This window comes from Hydrogenophaga sp. L99 (assembly GCF_058731905.1).
This window is the reverse complement of sequence record NZ_CM178972.1, coordinates 3,159,233-3,175,533: the sequence shown is the minus strand read 5'-3', so window position 1 is coordinate 3,175,533 and position 16,301 is coordinate 3,159,233. Positions and strand designations below refer to the sequence as shown.

Below are 16,301 nucleotides of genomic sequence, written 5' to 3'. Positions count from 1 at the left end.
TTCAGCGAATACCACTGAGCCATAAGGTGTTCCCAAATGGCTTTGTATTTTGGATATTTATCAATTTGATTGTTCCCATGAAACATCTTTTGCGCACCGTGTCCCTGACGGTTATTTTGACCTCTGGTCTTTTTGTTCAGGGCTGTTCGACAGTGCGAGAAGCGAGTGCAAAGATATCCCCTGGTGATACACGAGAACTTGTTTTGTCCACGATGGGCACACCTGATGATCGAATCTTTCAGGGAAAGAGCGAAGCTTGGCAGTACAGCGCGATAGCGACTATTGGCGTTTGCGAATACACGGTTGTCTGGATGAGTGCTGCATTGGTTACTGGCATAACCACCTACAGGAATCAATCGATGGGAGGGTGTCGCATGGGGATGCGTTCCGTAAATTTTGAAGATGCTCCTGATCAGGTCATCGAGTTGCGGCGTAGATAGGCGACGACCCATGACCGCTCCCACCCCACCCAAGACCCCCAAGCGCGCCGTGCTGCGCCACGTGCGCCCGTCTGATTTGCGGGGTGCTGCCCAGTTGGCTTCGCAGGCCACGCAGGGTGTGATCAACATCACCGAGGGGGTGCACCAGTCGGTGCTGCGGCGGCTGGGGTTTTCGGCTGGGGCTTCGGCCGGGCAGGCCAGTGGCCTCACCGGGCAGATTTACCGGGGCATTCGCGGTGTGGCGCACATCGTGGGCCACGGGCTGGACGGGGCGTTGGCCCTGCTGCTGCCGCTGGTGGACGACCCGGCCTCGCACCCGAACGCTTCGCCCGAGCGCGAGGCGGTGCTGGCTGCGCTCAATGGGGTGCTGGGTGACCGCCTGCAGAGCTTTGGCAACCCCCTGGCCCAGCGCATGGAGCTGCGCCAAGGCGGGAAGGTGTTGCCGTTGGTGCCCGAAGCGCTGAAGGCGCAGCTGGGCCAGCCCAGCCCCCACCTGCTGGTGCTGGCGCATGGCCTGTGCATGAACGACACGCAGTGGCTGCGCAGCGGGCACGACCACGGCGCGTTTTTGGCGCAGGCGCTGGGTTGCACGCCGGTTTACCTGCGCTACAACAGCGGCTTGCACACCTCCACCAATGGCCATGAACTGGCCCGGCAACTGGAGCAGCTGGTGGCGGCCTGGCCGGTGCCGCTGGAGCGCATCACCATCGTGGGCCACAGCATGGGCGGGCTGGTGGCGCGTTCGGCCGTGCAGTCCGCGCGCGAGGCGGGCCAGCGCTGGCCGGCGCTGTTGCGCGAGCTGGTGTTTTTGGGCACGCCGCACCACGGCGCGCCGCTGGAGCGCGCGGGCCACGGCGTGGACTTGCTGCTGGCGTCTTCGCCCCACACGCTGCCGTTTGCCAAGCTGGGCAAGATCCGCAGCGCCGGCATCACCGACCTGCGCCACGGCCATGTGCTGGACGCCGACTGGCAGGGCCGCGACCGCTTTGCCTCGCCCGACGACCACCGCACCCCGCTGCCTTTGCCCGAAGGGGTGGCCTGCTTCGCCGTGGCCGCAACGCTGGCGCCCAAACGCGGTCTGCTGGCCGACCGGCTGATGGGCGACCGGCTGATGGGCGACGGCCTGGTGCCGCTGAACAGCGCGCTGGGCCAGCACGACGAGCCAGCCCGGCGCCTGGTGTTTGCCCGCGAAAGCCAGTACCTGGCCTACCGCACCGGCCACCTGGACCTGCTGTCAAGCCGCGAGGTGGCAGCGCAGGTGTTGGCGTGGTTGCGCCCCGTGCCCGACGCCGGGGCTTGAAAAACCCCGCCCCGCCCATAATTCACGCCTTGCGTGGGCGCTCTGATGTGAGCGCGTCTGTGTTTTTCAAACTTCTATTGGTTCCATGAGCAAACAAACCCTGTCATTCCAGGCCGAGGTGTCGCAACTGCTGCACCTCGTCACCCATTCGCTGTACTCCAACCCCGACATTTTTTTGCGCGAGCTGGTGTCCAACGCCTCGGACGCTTGCGACAAGCTGCGTTTTGAAGGCCTGAACAACGCCGCGTTGTTTGAAGACGCGCCGAACTTGGACGTGCGCGTGGCGTTCGACAAAGACGCCAAGACGATCACCATCACCGACAACGGCATTGGCATGAGCCTGGCCGAAGCGGTGGAGCACCTGGGCACCATTGCCAAGAGCGGCACCAAAGACTTCATGAGCCACCTCAGCGGTGACCAGAAGCAGGACGCGCAGCTGATTGGCCAGTTTGGCGTGGGCTTTTATTCGGGCTTCATCGTGGCCGACCAGATCGTGGTGGAAAGCCGCCGCGCCGGCCTGCCCGCAGCCGAAGGCGTGCGCTGGACCAGCGGCGGCACCGGCGACTTTGAGGTGGAAGCCATTGAGCGCGCCGCCCGGGGCACTAGCATCATCTTGCACCTGCGCGAGGACAAGAGCGAGTACCTGAGCCACTGGAAGCTCAAACAGATTATTGGCAAATACTCGGACCACATCAGCCTGCCCATCCTGATGCAGAAGGAAGAGTGGGACGCCGAGAAGAGCGAGTATGTGCAGCAAGACGCGTGGGAGGCCGTGAACTCGGCCAACGCGCTGTGGGCGCGCAGCAAGAAAGACATTTCTGACGAGCAGTACGCCGAGTTTTACAAAAACCTCAGCTACGACCAGGACGCGCCGCTGGCCTGGAGCCACAACCGCGTGGAAGGCAGCACCGAATACACGCAGCTGCTCTACATTCCGGCCAAAGCGCCGGTGGACCTGTGGAACCGCGATCGCAAGTCGGGCATCAAGCTGTACGTCAAGCGCGTGTTCATCATGGACGAGGCCGAGGCGCTGATGCCTTCGTACCTGCGCTGGGTCAAGGGCGTGGTCGATTCGGCTGATTTGCCGCTCAACGTGAGCCGCGAACTGCTGCAGGAAAGCCGCGACGTGAAAGCCATTCGCGAAGGCAACACCCGCCGCGTGCTGGCCATGCTGGAAGACCTGGCCAAAAAAGACGTGGCGCCCAAAGCCGAAGAGGGCGCCGACGGCGTGACCGATGTGGTGAGCGCTGAAGACCAAGCCGCCGCCGAAAAGGAAGCCGGCAAGTACTCGGCCTTCTATGCCGAGTTCGGCTCGGTGCTGAAGGAAGGCTTGGGTGAAGACTTCGCTAACCGCGACAAGATCGCGAAGCTGTTGCGCTTTGCCAGCACCGCCAGCGACGCCGTGGCCGTGGGCTTTGCCGACTACAAGGCGCGCATGAAGGAAGGCCAGGAGGCCATCTACTACATCACCGCCGACAGCATTGCCGCTGCCAAGAGCAGCCCGCAGCTGGAGGTGTTCAAGAAAAAGGGCATCGAGGTGCTGCTGATGGCCGACCGGGTCGACGAGTGGGCGCTGTCGCACCTGCACGAATTCGACGGCACGCCGCTGCAGAGCGTGGCCAAGGGCGCGGTCGACCTGGGTAAGCTGCAGGACGAAGAAGAGAAGAAGGCCGCCGAAGCCGCCGCCGAAACCTTCAAACCCGTGCTGGACAAGCTGAAGGAAGCGCTGAAAGACAAGGCGCAGGACGTGCGCGTGACCACCCGTTTGGTGGACTCGCCCGCCTGCCTGGTGGTGGAAGACCACGGCATGAGCACGCAGCTCGCCCGCATGCTCAAGCAGGCTGGCCAGCAGGCACCCGATGTGAAGCCTATTCTGGAGGTGAACGCCGAGCACGCGCTGGTGAAAAAGCTCGACGGCAGCGCGCACTTTGACGATCTGGCGCACATTTTGTTTGACCAGGCGCTGCTGGCCGAAGGGGGGTTGCCTGAAGACCCGGCCGCGTATGTGAAGCGCGTCAACGCGCTGCTGGTGTGATGTGGGACGCGGCGCAGGGGTAACGGGCTGTGACGGCGGGCACTTCTGAGTGTTCGCCTGAATCACACCAGAATCACCCGTGCCGTTTTACGAAGGCCTTTCCATGAAAAATGTTCCTTATTCGCGCCACTTGCTGGCGGTCACGCTCGCCGTCAGTGCCCTGCTGGCCGGCTGTTCGTCCATGGGCGTCGGCATCGGCATTCCGGTCGGACCGTTCTCGATCGGGGTTGGCGTGGGTTCGGGCGGGGTCAACCTGGGTGTGGGCACCAGCGTGGGCCCGGTCGGCGTGGGCGTGGGGGTCAACCAGGACGGGCGGGTGAACGCCGGCGCCGGCGTAGGGGTGAGCACCCCCATCGGCAACAGCAACGCTCAAGTGGGTGTGGGCGTGGGCACCAGCACCACCGTCTACGACCCCAACGAAAAGAAATAGGCAGCGCGCTGCGCGGTTCCGCACAAAGGCCCACCCGGGTTGCCCTGGGTGGGCCTTTGCTTTGGGGTGGCGAATCAGGCCAGCGTGATCGTCACATCGATGTTGCCGCGGGTCGCACTGGAATAGGGGCAGACCTGGTGCGCGGTGTCCACCAGCGCCTGGGCCTGGGTGCGGTCCATGCCGGGCAGGTGCACCGTCAGGCGCGCGGCGATGCCGTAGGCCTGGCCTACGGGGCCCAGATCCACTTCGGCGTCCACGGCCACATCGGCCGGCACGGCCAGCTTCATCTGGCCTGCCACGGCCTTGATGGCACCGATGAAACAGGCCGAGTAACCGGCGGCGAACAGCTGTTCGGGGTTGGTGCCATTGCCAGGTGCGCCGGGCGGCGTGTGCGTCACGACCAGGCGGCCGTCGTCGGACCGGGATGCGCCGTCGCGGCCCCCGGTGGTGTGGGTGCGGGCGGTGTAGAGAACTTTGTCGAGGGAGGCCATGGGGTTCCTTGGTGGTGGGTTGCTTCGTTGAGGCGGGGTGAAAAATGGGGTTAGGCCATGAGGCGCTTGCGCAGCGCCTGCACCTGGCGGGTGAGCGCCACGGCCTCGGACACTTCGCACTGCGAGACCTGCAGCACGCAGCCAGGAATGCGCCGGGCGCGGGTCTTGAGTTGCCGCCCCTCGGCCGTGAGGCGGATCAGCACGCGGCGCTCATCGACCGCATCGCGCAGCCGCGACACCAGGCCCGCCGCCTCCAGGCGCTTGAGCAGCGGCGTCAGCGTGCCGGAATCGAGGCTGAGCCGTTCGCCCAGCTCGGACACGGTCACGCCGTCCTGTTCCCAGAGCACCAGCAAGACCAGGTACTGCGGGTAGGTGAGGCCCAGTTCGTCGAGCAGCGGCTTGTAGATTTTGGTCATGGCCAGCGATGCCGAATACAGCGCAAAGCAGAGCTGGTTGTCGAGCCGCAGGGCTTGGTCGGAGAGGGCGGTGTCAGGGGTGTGGCGTGTGACCATGGGTTGAACTGTAGAGGGCAATTAAATTGTGTGCAATTTAATTGCGAATAACCATGGGCCGGACAAGGCTTCATGGAAGCGCGGCGCAGGTCACACCATCAGCGGCTCGCCCTGCATCTCTTCAATTTGCTCCACCAGCATGTCCACCTGGCCCTGCCAGTAGTCGCGGCTGCCGAACCAGGGAAAGTTGATGGGGAAGGCCGGGTCGTCCCAGCGGCGGGCGAGCCAGGCGCTGTAGTGGATCAGGCGCAGCGTGCGCAACGGTTCGATCAGCGCCAGCTCGCGCCGGTCAAACGTGCGGAACTGTTCGTAGCCGTCTACCAGCGCACCGAGCTGCTGGGTTTGCTGGCGGCGGTCGCCGCTGAGCAGCATCCACAGGTCTTGCACCGCCGGGCCGGTCCGCGCGTCGTCGAGGTCCACAAAATGCGGGCCGGCACCGGGCAGGTCGGCTGGCGTCCACAAGATGTTGCCGGGGTGGCAGTCGCCATGCAGGCGCAGGCGCTGGATGCCGTCTTCGCAGCCCGGCTCATGGGCGCGCAGCACGGGGTGCGTCTCGATCAGCGCCAGAGCCTCCTCCAGCGCGGCGGACCAGGCGGTTTGCACTTCGGGCGCCACCATGTGGTGCTTGAGCAGCCAGTCGCGTGGCTCGTGTGCAAATGCGGCCACGTCCAGCGCCGGGCGGGCCACAAAGGGACGCGCCGCGCCCACCGTGTGGATGCGCGCCAGAAAGCGGCCAATCCATTCCAGCACCTCAAAGTCGTCCAGCTCGGGGCGGCGCCCACCGCGGCGCGGGCTCACCGCAAACGCAAAACCGCCAAAGTGGTGCAGCGTGGCGCCGTTCACCACCAGCGGCGGGACCGCCGGTATCTCGGCGCTCACCAGTTCGGCGGCAAAGGCGTGTTCTTCGGCAATCTGCGCGTCGCTCCAGCGTTCGGGCCGGTAAAACTTCGCCACCACCTGGTCGAAGCCGTCATGGGGTGTTTCCAGGTAAATCTGGTAAACCCGGTTTTCAAAGCTGTTGAGCGCAGCCAGGCGACCGTCGCCCCACAGGCCGATGCTGGCCAAGGCGTCCTGCACCACGTCGGGTGTGAGGGCGGTGTAGGGGTGCGAGTGGTTGCTGAGCGGTTGGGTCATGTGCCGATTGTGGCCTGCGCCGGCGTGCCAGAATCGCGGCATGAAACGCTTGAAACAACGCCGGCTGCATCTGATGCGCCGGGGACTCTGGTATTCGCTGGCCCTCTGCCTGGTGATTTTGCTGCTGGGCGGTGTGGGGTTTTGGGCGCTGGAGCCGGGCATCGAGACGCTGCAAGACGGCCTGTGGCTGTCGTTCACCACGGCGGCCACCGTGGGTTATGGTGATGTGGTGCCTCGCACCTCCACGGGGCGCATGTTTTCCGTGCTGGTGGTCCTTGTGGGACTGGCGGTGTTGTCGATGGTGACGGCATCGCTGGCGGCCATCTTCGTGGAACGCGAAGTGGAGGAAGAGGAGCGTCAGATTCAACACGATCTGATGCACGAGATCCGTTTGCTGCGCGAACAGATTCGCCTCGTTCAGGCCCGTCTGGACCAGACTTCGCCGCCCCCCAAACAACAGGCCCCTTTGTGAAATCTGTGAAATCCGTGAAATCCGAAAAGACCCTTCAGGAACAGTTGCCCGAACTGCGCGCGGGCCAGTCGGTCGAGCTGCTGAAAGAGCTGCATATCCTGACCCGAGAAGGCAAGCTCAACCAGGACACGCGGCGCAAGCTCAAGCAGGTCTACCACCTGGTTCAGTTCATTGAGCCCTTGCTGGCCGAGGTGTTGAAAGCGCGGGGCGACGTGACGCTGGCCGACCACGGCGCGGGCAAGTCCTACCTGGGCTTCATCCTGTACGACCTGTTTTTCAAAGACAAACCGGTGGGCCACGTCTACGGCGTGGAAGCGCGCGCCGAGCTGGTGGACAAGTCGCGCGCGCTGGCCCTGCGCCTGGGCTTTGACCGTATGGCCTTTCTGGCCACCACGGTGCAGCAGGCGCTGACCCACCGCGAACTGCCTGCCACCATCGACGTGGTGACGGCGCTGCACGCCTGCGATACCGCCACCGACGACGCCATTGCCTTTGGCCTGGCCAAGCAGGCGCGCCACATGGTGCTGGTTCCGTGTTGCCAGGCCGAGGTGGCCGGCGTGATGCGCCAGCACAAGGCGCTGAGCCTGTCGCGCACGCCGCTGGCCGAGCTGTGGCGCCACCCGCTGCACACACGCGAATTTGGCAGCCAGATCACCAACGTGTTGCGCTGCCTGCAGTTGGAGGCGCATGGCTACAGCGTCACGGTGACTGAACTGGTGGGGTGGGAGCATTCGATGAAAAACGAGCTGATACTGGCCCGTAGAATGACCGACGACCGGTCCGGCACCCGTGACCGGTCCCGTGAGCGCCTGTTGCAGGTGCTTGAAACCTTGAATTTGCATGAACTCACGCAGCGTTTCGCGGTCTGAAGCTCTCAGTCGCTGTGCGCCGTCAGGCCTCCGTCGTCTGGCGCTCTTCGTGGCGGCACCATGTGCCGCCGTTCCCCGGTGTTCAAGTCAGCGTCCCGCTGATGCCGGTTAGCCTGTTGGTTTCGTGCGCGGCCTGGCCGCAGCGCGCGGCATTTGTACCCAGGCTTCCAACCAGGAGAACCTGTCCATGGTGACCGATTTTTCTTTTCTCTTTCAGTCCATGGCCTGGCCGCTGGTGCTGCTGCTGGCCTGGTTTCTGGCCGAGCGCTGCTACGCGTTGTGGCGCATACCGCGCGTTTCCAGTTACGTGGCGGTGGGGCTGCTTGGCGGTCTGCTGAACCTGCCCGGCCTCACCGGCGATGTGCCAGGCCTGCCGTTCCTGGCCAACGTCGCGCTCTCCCTGGTGCTGTTTGAACTGGGCTACCGCATCAACCTGCGCTGGTTTCGCCACAACCCCTGGGTGTTCTTGCTGGGGGTGGTCGAATCCATCGTCACGTTTGGGTTGATCTACACCGTCACCGGCTGGTTTGACCTGGCGATCGACGTGCGCCTCATCATCGCGGCGTTGTCCATCTCGGCTTCGCCCGCCGGCATTGTTCGGGTGGCCAACGAGCTGCGAAGTGCCGGTCAGGTGACGGAGCGGGTGCTGCACCTGTGCGCCATCAATTGCCTCATGTCGGTGCTGGCGCTCAAGCTGGTGGTGGGTTACTGGTACCTCAGCACCTCGGGTGACCTGGCGCTGGCCGCCTTTGGCAGCATCCATGTGCTGGCCACGTCGGTGGCCGTGGGCGCCTTGCTGGGCGTGGCGGTGCCCTGGCTGCTGCGCCAGCATGGCACGCACGAGCGCAGTGTCACCGTGGTGTTTGCACTGGCGGTGCTGCTGCTCACCACCATGTCCTATGGGCTCAAACTCTCGCCTTTGCTGGCGGCGCTCACCTTCGGCATTGTGGCGCGCGAGCGCCGTGTGCACCTGACCAATGCGCAGCGCGACTTTGGCACGGCCGGCGACCTGCTCTCGGTGTTTTTGTTTGTCTACATCGCCTCGCTGCTGGACTGGGCCGATGTAGGCACTGGCGCACTGCTGGGCGTCTTGCTCATTGTGGTGCGCGCCGCCTCCAAGGTGGGCTGCAGCCTGGCGGCAGCACGGCTTTCCGGCATCACCGAGCGCAAGGGCTTGCTGACCGGTCTGGCGCTCACGCCCATGTCGGCTTTCGCCATTCTGTTGCTGGAGCAAAGTCGGCTCTACGGCTTTGACCCGGCGGTGCAGGTGCTCTCGGCCATGGCCGGCATGATGCTGGTGCAAGAGCTGCTGGGCCCGGTGGTGACGCAGCGCGCCCTGATGGCGGCCCAGGAAACCCATGTGACGAAAGAGGGCTGAGCCATGCCACTGGAAACATTCAAAGCATCGAAATCGCTCACCATGGGTGTCGAGCTGGAACTGCAGCTCGTCAACACCTACGACATGGACCTGTCGAGCAGCGCCAACGACTTGCTGGAACTGCTGCGGCGCAAGCCCTTCCCGGGCGTGGTCACGCCCGAGATGACCCAGAGCATGATCGAGATTGCCACTGACATCCAGACCGAGCATGGCCCTCTGCTGGCCCAGTTGCGCGAGATCCGCGACACGCTGCTGAAGGCCGGAGACCGGCTCAACATCGAGATCGCAGGCGGTGGCACGCACCCGTTTCAGCGCTGGTTTGAGCAGCGCATTTTTTCCAAACCGCGCTTTCAGGAGCTTTCGGGCCTGTACGGTTATCTGGCCAAGCAGTTCACCGTGTTCGGCCAGCATGTGCACATTGGCTGCGCCAGCCCCGACGAAGCGCTGTTTTTGCTGCATTCGCTCAACCGCTACGTGCCGCATTTCATCGCCCTGTCTGCTTCATCGCCCTTCTCGCAGGGCGTGGACACGTTGTTTGACTCGGCGCGCCTGAATTCGGTGTTTGCCTTCCCCCTGAGCGGGCGTGCACCCTTCATGCTCAGCTGGGAAGAATTTGCCAACGTGTACTTCACCAAAATGGAGTCCACCGGGGTGGTGAAGTCCATGAAAGACTTTTACTGGGACATCCGGCCCAAGCCGGAGTACGGCACCATTGAGCTGCGCGTGTGCGACACGCCGCTGACTGTGGAGCGCGCCGCTGGTCTTGCCTGTTACCTGCAGGCGCTGTGCCGCCATTTGCTGGAACGCAGCGAACCACCGCCCGAAGAAGACGATTACCTCGTCTACACCTACAACCGTTTCCAGGCCTGCCGCTTCGGGCTCGACGGCATGATGGTGAACCCCAAAACGCGCGAGCAAATCAGCATTCGCGAAGATATTTTGGCGACCCTGCGCCACCTGGGTCCACACGCCGAGGCCCTGAACTCCCAAGCGGCGCTGGACGAGATTGAACGCACCGCCGCGCGCGATGGCAACCACGCCAGCTACCTGCGCAAGCAGTTTGCCCAGAGCGGCAGTGTGGAAGGCGTGGTGCGTGCCAGCGTGGAAGCCTTGCGCAGCGGACCGGTGTGAGCGTTTGGCGGGAACACAGCGCAGAAAAGCGGGGTGTTTCCGGTCCTTCTGAGGGCTTGTCAGGCAACTTCTTACAGAACGAATGGCGGTGCGCCGACTTAACGTTTTGAAACGGGTTGAATACAGTTTGACACATGGACAAACAGTTTGTTTTGTCCCCCTCTCTCTGAACAGGACCCCGCCATGAACTCCACCCAAAGCCGCCTCAACCCCTTCGTTCTCATGCTCGACCCTGAGGCCGTGATCAGCGCCATGGAAGGCAGTGCCAACCTACGCGGCCTGCGCCAGCGTATTTGCCAGCCCGCTGGACAAGCCCCTGATTCCCAAGACCCACGGCCAGATGCTGGACTTCGATGCCGTGATTGACGCGGATGACTTCATGGACAGCGGCAGCGAGTTTTACGCAGACGCCCAGCCAGCGCTGCACGCGGTGCACTGACCTGAAGGCCCACCCCCGCCGCGCTGCACGCGAAGCCCTTCAAGGGGGCCACGCTGGCGGCACAGCAAAGCCGGTTTCGCAGCGCTCTTGAGCGAAGCCCGCGCCCCAGAGGTTTATTTGGCGAAGCGTTTTCTCGTCAATGCCAAGGCCAGCCAAAAGGCGGCTACCGCATAAAAGACCAGCACCGCAGCATGCAGCCATGGCTTGTCTGGCCATTGGTCCATGAAAAGCGGGCGCACCAGCTCCACCGCATTCGTCAGCGGCAGCCAGTCTGAAATGGTCCGCACGACCCCCGGCAGTTGCTCCCTCGGAAAGAACACCCCCGAGAGAAACATCATGGGCGTGAGGAACAGCGTGAAGTAGTAGGTGAAAAAGTCGTAGCCCTTGGCCAGTGCGTTGAACACCAGGGCAATGCACGAAAACGTGACACCCACGCCCAGCAGCACCGGCCACGCCAGCAGCAGCTTGGAGCTGTGGCTGATGCCCAGCGCCAGCATCACCAGCATGATGGCCGTGACCGAAAACAGCGCCTTGAAGCCGGCCCACAGCATTTCGGCCAGCACCACGTCGTCCAGGCTCACCGGCGCGTTCATGATGCCGTCCCAGGTTTTTTGCACATGCATGCGCGAGAAGGCCGAATACAGCGCCTCAAAGCTCGCCGCGTTCATGGCGCTCATGCAAATGCTGCCGCTGGCTAAAAACAAGATGTAAGGCACGGCCACCGCGCCCTGCGGTGTGTTGATGGTGACTTGCCCCACCAGCGCCCCCATGCCGTAGCCAAACGCCACCAGCCACATCAGCGGCTCGGCAATGTTGCCCACCAGGCTGGGGATGGCGAGCTTTTTCCACACCAGCAAATTGCGCAGAAACACCGGCCACCAGCGCGCCGAGAGGCGCGGCAGCGCCCAGTGAGACAAGGGGGCAGACGCCACAGGGTTGTTCATATCAGCCTTCCTCTCGGATCTGGCGGCCGGTCAATTTCAAAAACAGGTCCTCCAGGTTGGCCGGGCGGTGCAGGGTGCGCAGCTGGGGGTGGGCACCCAGCGCCGCCAGCAGCGGCAGCGCTTGGGCGGTGTAGAAAAACACGGTTTCACCGCTCACCTCGACCCGCGCGGCCAGGCCGCGCAAGCTGGCGTGCGCCTCGTCGCGGGCCAGCGCCAGCGCCCCGTTGCCATACACCTCCACCACGTCGGGCTCCAGGTGCTGCGCAATCAGCTCGCGCGGGCGCCCCTCGGCAATCTTGCGGCCGTGGTCCAGCACCAGCAAGCGCGAGCACAGGCGCTCGGCCTCGTCCATGAAGTGCGTGGTGAGCAAAATGCTCTTGCCCTGTTGCAACAGCAACTGCAGCCGCTCCCACATCAGGTGGCGGGCCTGCGGGTCCAGTCCGGTGGTGGGCTCGTCCAGCATCAGCAGGCGCGGGTCGTTCACCAGCGCCCGCGCCAGACTCAGCCGGCGTTTCATGCCGCCTGACAGCTCGCCGGGCTTGGCGTCGGCCTTGTGCGCCAGGGCGGCGAATTCGAGCAGCTGCGGGATGCGCGGGCGAATCTGTGCAGCGCTCATGCCGAAATAGCGGCCATAAACCAGCAGGTTCTCCGCACAGCTGAAGTCCGGGTCCAGCGTGTCCATCTGGCTCACCACGCCCAGCTGCGCCTTGATGGCTAGCGCATCGCGCGGCATGTCCAGGCCACCAAAGGCGGTGATCTGTCCAGCGTCGGGCGCCGTCAGCCCCAGACACATGCGGATGGTGGTGGTTTTACCGGCACCATTGGGCCCGATCACGCCCAGGCACTCGCCCGGTTCAATGTCAAACGACAGATCGTCCACCACCGTGGCGCTGCCGTAGCGTTTGACGAGGTGCTGGCAGGTGAAAAGAGGGGTTGTCACGGGGGGCGTTCACTTGATCTATGTCCAATAGCTTATCGGTTAATGCTGTCATACTTGGATACGCCGTGTTACGGCGTTTATCAAAAGGGACTTTCATGAAGAAAACAAACATTGCAATTGCATTCGGGACCGTTTTGGCTTTGGCCGCTTGTGGAGGGGGTGATGGGGACGGTGGCGATTCAGAGGCCAGAGCGCTCGTACCTCTTTCGAGCGTCAATTACGACGCAGTGGCTCAAGATGTGGTCGCCAGCATTGGCGGCACAGGGCCGATCTTTGATGCATTCGATGGGCTGGCAAGCGACACGGGTGGTAGTACTCCAACTTCTCCTTACGCCGCATTGGGCACCGGCCAGGTGGGTCCCATCTCAGCGCTCGCTCTGAGACAATTCAGCACGAAGCGTGGCCAGAGAGAGTCCGCTATGGCTGTGTATAACTACACCGAAAATTGTGTCAGTGGGTCACTCCGTGTTACCGAAAATGACGCGGATAACGACGAAGTCATTTCGGTCGGGGACTCTTTGACGCTGGTCGCAAGCCAGTGTGTGTTCGCGAGCGGACAGCCTGCAGTGAATGGGACCTTGGCGTTGCGGGTGAGTGCGATCCAGTTTGATCGGTATGGCGATGTGGTCAGTGCGAATGTTGGCCTGACTTTCACCAGTTTCAGCGTGGCAGACGTCTCGCTTAATGGCGCTGCTGCGCTATCCGCACAGGCCGATACCGTAACCCTGGTATTCCGGGATCTGACGGCCCGGCGGGGCGATCAGAGCTTGGTCTACAACTACACCCTCACTGCACGTCCCGACAGTCTTAATGTGGACGGTGCCTTGAGTGTGAACGGAAGTACCTACGGGTTGTCCACACTCCAGCCGATTACGATGGGTTACAACTACCCCAACGGCGGGCAGCTGAGAATTGCCGATGGTCACGGTGGATACGTGCTGTCGACTTTCCAGGTCGAGGGGTATGTCAACCGTTTGTTCCTGGCGGGTGACGATGTGGTGGATGCCACTAGCGAGCTGCACCGCTGGGCTCCCGTCTAATACGTGCCATTGGGCGCTGAGCGACCTTGCAAAAACGCCGCGCTACGCGGCGTTTTTGCTTTGCCCCGTCCACCTTGGCTGACCAGCGCCCAGCCGGGGATAATCCTAGCATTGCCATCAAGGATTGTTGTCTGTGTCCATGTCTTTCGCTGTTTTTCTCCAATACCTGCTGCCCAAACGCGCGCTGACCGTGTTTGCAGGCTGGTGCGCCAATTCGCGGGCTTCGTGGTGGGTGCGCAATGTCATTCCCTGGTTCATCCGGCGCTATGGGGTGAACATGGCCGAGGCGGCCAATTCGGACCCGCGCAGCTACGCCACGTTCAACGAATTTTTCACCCGCTCGCTCAAGCCCGGCGTGCGCCCTTTGGCTCGGGCCGACTTTGTGTGTCCGGTGGATGGCGCGATCAGCCAGTACGGGCCGATTCAGCGTGACCAGATCTTTCAGGCCAAGGGCCACCACTACAGCACGCAGGCGCTGGTGGGTGGCGATGCCGAACTGGCGGCGCAGTTTGACGACGGCGCATTTGCCACCATTTACCTGAGCCCCAAGGACTACCACCGCATCCACATGCCGGCTGAGGCGCGGCTGCGGCGCATGATCCATGTGCCCGGCGAGCTGTTTTCGGTGAACCCGGCCACGGCGCGCGGCGTGCCGGGGCTGTTTGCGCGCAACGAGCGCGTGGTGTGTGTGTTTGACGTGCCGCACGGTGGCCGCGGCAGCCAGGACACCCGGCCGTTTGTGCTGGCGCTGGTGGGTGCCACCATTGTGGGCAGCATGGCCACGGTGTGGCATGGCGTGGTGAACCCGCCGCGCCCGGGCAAGGTGCGCGAATGGACTTACGACGACCAGGTGTTCCGCCTGCACCGTGGCGAAGAAATGGGTACCTTTTTGCTGGGCTCCACGGTCGTCATGCTGTGGCCCAAAGACACCATCGACTTCAACCCGCAGTGGATGGCGGGGCAGGGTGTGCGCATGGGCGAGGCCATGGGCCGGGCGCTGCAAGCCACACCAGCGAATTGATATTTTTTAGCTTCAAGGAATGGCCATGACCACCATCGGAACCCCTCTGTCACCTTCGGCCACCCGGGTCATGCTGCTGGGCTCGGGCGAGCTGGGCAAAGAAGTGTTGATTGCCCTGCAGCGCCTGGGTGTGGAGACCATCGCGGTCGACCGTTACGACCACGCGCCCGGCCAGCAGGTGGCCCACCATGCGCGCACCATCACCATGAGCGACCCGGCGCAACTGCAAGCGCTGATTGAAGCCGAGCGCCCGCACCTGGTGGTGCCCGAAATTGAGGCCATTGCCACGCCGGTGCTGCAAGCGCTGGAGGCGGCGGGCGTGGTCCGCGTGGTGCCTACCGCACGGGCTGCCCGCCTGACGATGGACCGCGAGGGCATTCGCCGCCTGGCCGCTGAAACGCTGGGTTTGCCCACCAGCCCGTACCAGTTTTGCGATTCTCTGCCAGAGCTGCAGGCGGCCATTGACGCGGGTATTGGCTACCCCTGCATCGTCAAGCCGGTCATGAGCAGCAGCGGAAAAGGCCAGAGCAAGATCGACGGACCGGCCGATGTGCAAAAGGCCTGGGACTACGCCATGGCCGGCGGCCGGGTGGGGCCGGGCCGCATCATCGTGGAAGGCTTTGTGGATTTCGATTACGAAATCACCCAGCTGACCGTGCGTGCCATGGGGGCCAACGGCGAGATTGAAACGCATTTTTGCGACCCCATTGGCCATGTGCAGGTGAGCGGTGACTACGTGGAAAGCTGGCAGCCGCACCCCATGACACCGGCCGCGCTGGCCGAGTCGCGCCGCGTGGCCAAGGCCATTACCGACAACCTCGGCGTGGGCCACGATGGCCAGCCCTCGGGCTTGGGCTTGTATGGGGTGGAGCTGTTCGTGAAGGGCGATCGGGTGTGGTTCAGCGAGGTGAGCCCGCGCCCGCACGACACCGGCATGGTGACCATGATCACCCAGTGGCAAAACGAATTTGAGCTGCACGCCCGCGCCATTTTGGGCCTGCCGGTGAGCACGGCGCTGAAGAGCCCGGGCGCCAGCGCCGTCATTTACGGCGGGGTGGACGCGCACGGCATCGTGTTTGACGGCGTGGACGACGCCTTGCGCGTGCCCAACAGCGAGGTGCGCCTGTTTGGCAAACCCGAGAGTTTCACCAAGCGCCGCATGGGTGTGGCGCTGGTGCACGACGCCGACGTGGACGTGGCGCGGACACAGGCCAAGCTGGCGGCCAGCAAAGTCAAGCCGCGCACGGCCTGACGCGACTCAGGCCTTGCGCCCCGCCGCCTGGTGGATGGCCGCCCGCACGCGCGGGTAGGTGCCGCAGCGGCAGATGATGCCGCTCATGGCGTCGTCAATCTGCTCGTCGGTGGGTTGCGGGTGGGTGGTGAGCAGGGCGTGGGCCTGCATCAGTTGGCCGCTCTGGCAGTAGCCGCACTGCACCACGTCCAGCGCGGTCCAGGCTGCGCGCAGCGCGTCGGCCACAGGGCCTTGCAGCCCTTCAATGGTGGTGACCGACTTGCCCGCCGCGCTGCCCAGCGGCGTCACGCACGAGCGGGTGGGTACGCCGTCCAGGTGCACCGTGCAGGCGCCGCACAGCGCCATGCCGCAGCCAAATTTGGTGCCGGTGAGTTGCAGTTCGGCGCGCAGCACCCACAGCAAAGGTGCGTCGGGTTCCACGTCCACTTGGGTGTGCTGGCCGTTGAGTTCAATGGGGGTCATGGTGGGGTTCT

General features: G+C 63.8%; 17 protein-coding genes and 1 pseudogene. 12 read left to right on the top strand and 6 right to left on the bottom strand.

Annotated features, from left to right (window positions below):
* Positions 1 to 77 precede the first annotated feature (77 nt).
* The 4 genes and pseudogenes from AC4QBL_RS15075 to AC4QBL_RS15060 all read left to right on the top strand — a co-directional run.
* The gene (locus AC4QBL_RS15075; protein ID WP_472908114.1) at positions 78 to 440 is read left to right on the top strand and encodes a hypothetical protein; all 363 of its coding nucleotides are present in this window, start codon (positions 78 to 80) and stop codon (positions 438 to 440) included.
* A gap of 10 nt (positions 441 to 450) precedes the next feature.
* On the top strand, positions 451 to 1,740 hold the full coding sequence (locus AC4QBL_RS15070) for an esterase/lipase family protein (RefSeq protein WP_472908115.1): 1,290 nt from the start codon (positions 451 to 453) through the stop codon (positions 1,738 to 1,740).
* Between the two features lie 85 nt (positions 1,741 to 1,825).
* The gene (gene htpG, locus AC4QBL_RS15065) at positions 1,826 to 3,775 is read left to right on the top strand and encodes a molecular chaperone HtpG (RefSeq protein ID WP_472908116.1); all 1,950 of its coding nucleotides are present in this window, start codon (positions 1,826 to 1,828) and stop codon (positions 3,773 to 3,775) included.
* A 103-nt stretch (positions 3,776 to 3,878) separates the two neighbouring features.
* A pseudogene (locus AC4QBL_RS15060) lies at positions 3,879 to 4,193 on the top strand (hypothetical protein); the annotation flags it as partial.
* Between the two features lie 86 nt (positions 4,194 to 4,279).
* Here AC4QBL_RS15060 and AC4QBL_RS15055 read toward each other — a convergent pair.
* From AC4QBL_RS15055 to AC4QBL_RS15045, 3 genes are all read right to left on the bottom strand, one after another.
* Positions 4,280 to 4,696, bottom strand: coding sequence for an organic hydroperoxide resistance protein (locus AC4QBL_RS15055; RefSeq protein WP_472901611.1), 417 nt, complete (start codon positions 4,694 to 4,696; stop codon positions 4,280 to 4,282).
* 50 nt (positions 4,697 to 4,746) lie between these two features.
* Positions 4,747 to 5,208 carry a MarR family winged helix-turn-helix transcriptional regulator gene (locus AC4QBL_RS15050; protein ID WP_472901612.1) on the bottom strand — a complete coding sequence of 154 codons (462 nt, stop codon included), beginning with the start codon at positions 5,206 to 5,208 and terminating at the stop codon, positions 4,747 to 4,749.
* A 90-nt stretch (positions 5,209 to 5,298) separates the two neighbouring features.
* Positions 5,299 to 6,342, bottom strand: coding sequence for a serine/threonine protein kinase (locus AC4QBL_RS15045; protein ID WP_472901613.1), 1,044 nt, complete (start codon positions 6,340 to 6,342; stop codon positions 5,299 to 5,301).
* 40 nt (positions 6,343 to 6,382) lie between these two features.
* On the opposite strand from AC4QBL_RS15045, the gene AC4QBL_RS15040 reads away from it, so the two are divergent.
* The 5 genes from AC4QBL_RS15040 (at position 6,383) to AC4QBL_RS15020 (ending at position 10,631) form a co-directional block, all read left to right on the top strand.
* The gene (locus AC4QBL_RS15040; protein ID WP_472901614.1) at positions 6,383 to 6,814 is read left to right on the top strand and encodes a potassium channel family protein; all 432 of its coding nucleotides are present in this window, start codon (positions 6,383 to 6,385) and stop codon (positions 6,812 to 6,814) included.
* Between the two features lie 14 nt (positions 6,815 to 6,828).
* On the top strand, positions 6,829 to 7,683 hold the full coding sequence (locus AC4QBL_RS15035) for a class I SAM-dependent methyltransferase (protein ID WP_472901615.1): 855 nt from the start codon (positions 6,829 to 6,831) through the stop codon (positions 7,681 to 7,683).
* A gap of 187 nt (positions 7,684 to 7,870) precedes the next feature.
* Positions 7,871 to 9,061, top strand: coding sequence for a cation:proton antiporter (locus tag AC4QBL_RS15030; RefSeq protein ID WP_472901616.1), 1,191 nt, complete (start codon positions 7,871 to 7,873; stop codon positions 9,059 to 9,061).
* A 3-nt stretch (positions 9,062 to 9,064) separates the two neighbouring features.
* Positions 9,065 to 10,192, top strand: a complete 1,128-nt coding sequence (locus AC4QBL_RS15025) for a YbdK family carboxylate-amine ligase (protein WP_472908117.1) — start codon at positions 9,065 to 9,067, stop codon at positions 10,190 to 10,192.
* Between the two features lie 262 nt (positions 10,193 to 10,454).
* Complete coding sequence (locus AC4QBL_RS15020; RefSeq protein WP_472901618.1) at positions 10,455 to 10,631, top strand: hypothetical protein; 177 nt, start codon at positions 10,455 to 10,457, stop codon at positions 10,629 to 10,631.
* A gap of 113 nt (positions 10,632 to 10,744) precedes the next feature.
* Here the strand turns inward: AC4QBL_RS15020 and AC4QBL_RS15015 are convergent, their stop codons facing one another.
* Both AC4QBL_RS15015 and AC4QBL_RS15010 read right to left on the bottom strand, forming a co-directional pair.
* Complete coding sequence (locus AC4QBL_RS15015; protein WP_472901619.1) at positions 10,745 to 11,575, bottom strand: ABC transporter permease; 831 nt, start codon at positions 11,573 to 11,575, stop codon at positions 10,745 to 10,747.
* Position 11,576: 1 nt separating this feature from the next.
* Positions 11,577 to 12,515, bottom strand: coding sequence for an ATP-binding cassette domain-containing protein (locus AC4QBL_RS15010; protein ID WP_472908118.1), 939 nt, complete (start codon positions 12,513 to 12,515; stop codon positions 11,577 to 11,579).
* Positions 12,516 to 12,610: 95 nt separating this feature from the next.
* Here AC4QBL_RS15010 and AC4QBL_RS15005 point away from each other — a divergent pair, with 95 nt between their 5' ends.
* The 3 genes from AC4QBL_RS15005 (at position 12,611) to purT (ending at position 15,828) form a co-directional block, all read left to right on the top strand.
* Positions 12,611 to 13,555 carry a hypothetical protein gene (locus tag AC4QBL_RS15005; protein ID WP_472908119.1) on the top strand — a complete coding sequence of 315 codons (945 nt, stop codon included), beginning with the start codon at positions 12,611 to 12,613 and terminating at the stop codon, positions 13,553 to 13,555.
* Positions 13,556 to 13,694: 139 nt separating this feature from the next.
* Positions 13,695 to 14,576, top strand: a complete 882-nt coding sequence (gene asd / locus AC4QBL_RS15000) for an archaetidylserine decarboxylase (protein WP_472901621.1) — start codon at positions 13,695 to 13,697, stop codon at positions 14,574 to 14,576.
* Positions 14,577 to 14,601: 25 nt separating this feature from the next.
* On the top strand, positions 14,602 to 15,828 hold the full coding sequence (purT, locus tag AC4QBL_RS14995) for a formate-dependent phosphoribosylglycinamide formyltransferase (RefSeq protein ID WP_472901622.1): 1,227 nt from the start codon (positions 14,602 to 14,604) through the stop codon (positions 15,826 to 15,828).
* A 6-nt stretch (positions 15,829 to 15,834) separates the two neighbouring features.
* Here purT and AC4QBL_RS14990 read toward each other — a convergent pair whose 3' ends face one another.
* Complete coding sequence (locus tag AC4QBL_RS14990; RefSeq protein ID WP_472908120.1) at positions 15,835 to 16,290, bottom strand: (2Fe-2S)-binding protein; 456 nt, start codon at positions 16,288 to 16,290, stop codon at positions 15,835 to 15,837.
* Positions 16,291 to 16,301 lie beyond the last annotated feature (11 nt).

Coding starts and splice junctions, on each gene's coding strand:
- AC4QBL_RS15075 (WP_472908114.1), top strand. CDS start 78: ATGAAACATCTTTTGCGCACCGTGTCCCTGACGGTTATTTTGACCTCT.
- AC4QBL_RS15070 (WP_472908115.1), top strand. CDS start 451: ATGACCGCTCCCACCCCACCCAAGACCCCCAAGCGCGCCGTGCTGCGC.
- htpG (WP_472908116.1), top strand. CDS start 1,826: ATGAGCAAACAAACCCTGTCATTCCAGGCCGAGGTGTCGCAACTGCTG.
- AC4QBL_RS15055 (WP_472901611.1), bottom strand. CDS start 4,696: ATGGCCTCCCTCGACAAAGTTCTCTACACCGCCCGCACCCACACCACC.
- AC4QBL_RS15050 (WP_472901612.1), bottom strand. CDS start 5,208: ATGGTCACACGCCACACCCCTGACACCGCCCTCTCCGACCAAGCCCTG.
- AC4QBL_RS15045 (WP_472901613.1), bottom strand. CDS start 6,342: ATGACCCAACCGCTCAGCAACCACTCGCACCCCTACACCGCCCTCACA.
- AC4QBL_RS15040 (WP_472901614.1), top strand. CDS start 6,383: ATGAAACGCTTGAAACAACGCCGGCTGCATCTGATGCGCCGGGGACTC.
- AC4QBL_RS15030 (WP_472901616.1), top strand. CDS start 7,871: ATGGTGACCGATTTTTCTTTTCTCTTTCAGTCCATGGCCTGGCCGCTG.
- AC4QBL_RS15025 (WP_472908117.1), top strand. CDS start 9,065: ATGCCACTGGAAACATTCAAAGCATCGAAATCGCTCACCATGGGTGTC.
- AC4QBL_RS15015 (WP_472901619.1), bottom strand. CDS start 11,575: ATGAACAACCCTGTGGCGTCTGCCCCCTTGTCTCACTGGGCGCTGCCG.
- AC4QBL_RS15005 (WP_472908119.1), top strand. CDS start 12,611: ATGAAGAAAACAAACATTGCAATTGCATTCGGGACCGTTTTGGCTTTG.
- asd (WP_472901621.1), top strand. CDS start 13,695: ATGTCTTTCGCTGTTTTTCTCCAATACCTGCTGCCCAAACGCGCGCTG.
- purT (WP_472901622.1), top strand. CDS start 14,602: ATGACCACCATCGGAACCCCTCTGTCACCTTCGGCCACCCGGGTCATG.
- AC4QBL_RS14990 (WP_472908120.1), bottom strand. CDS start 16,290: ATGACCCCCATTGAACTCAACGGCCAGCACACCCAAGTGGACGTGGAA.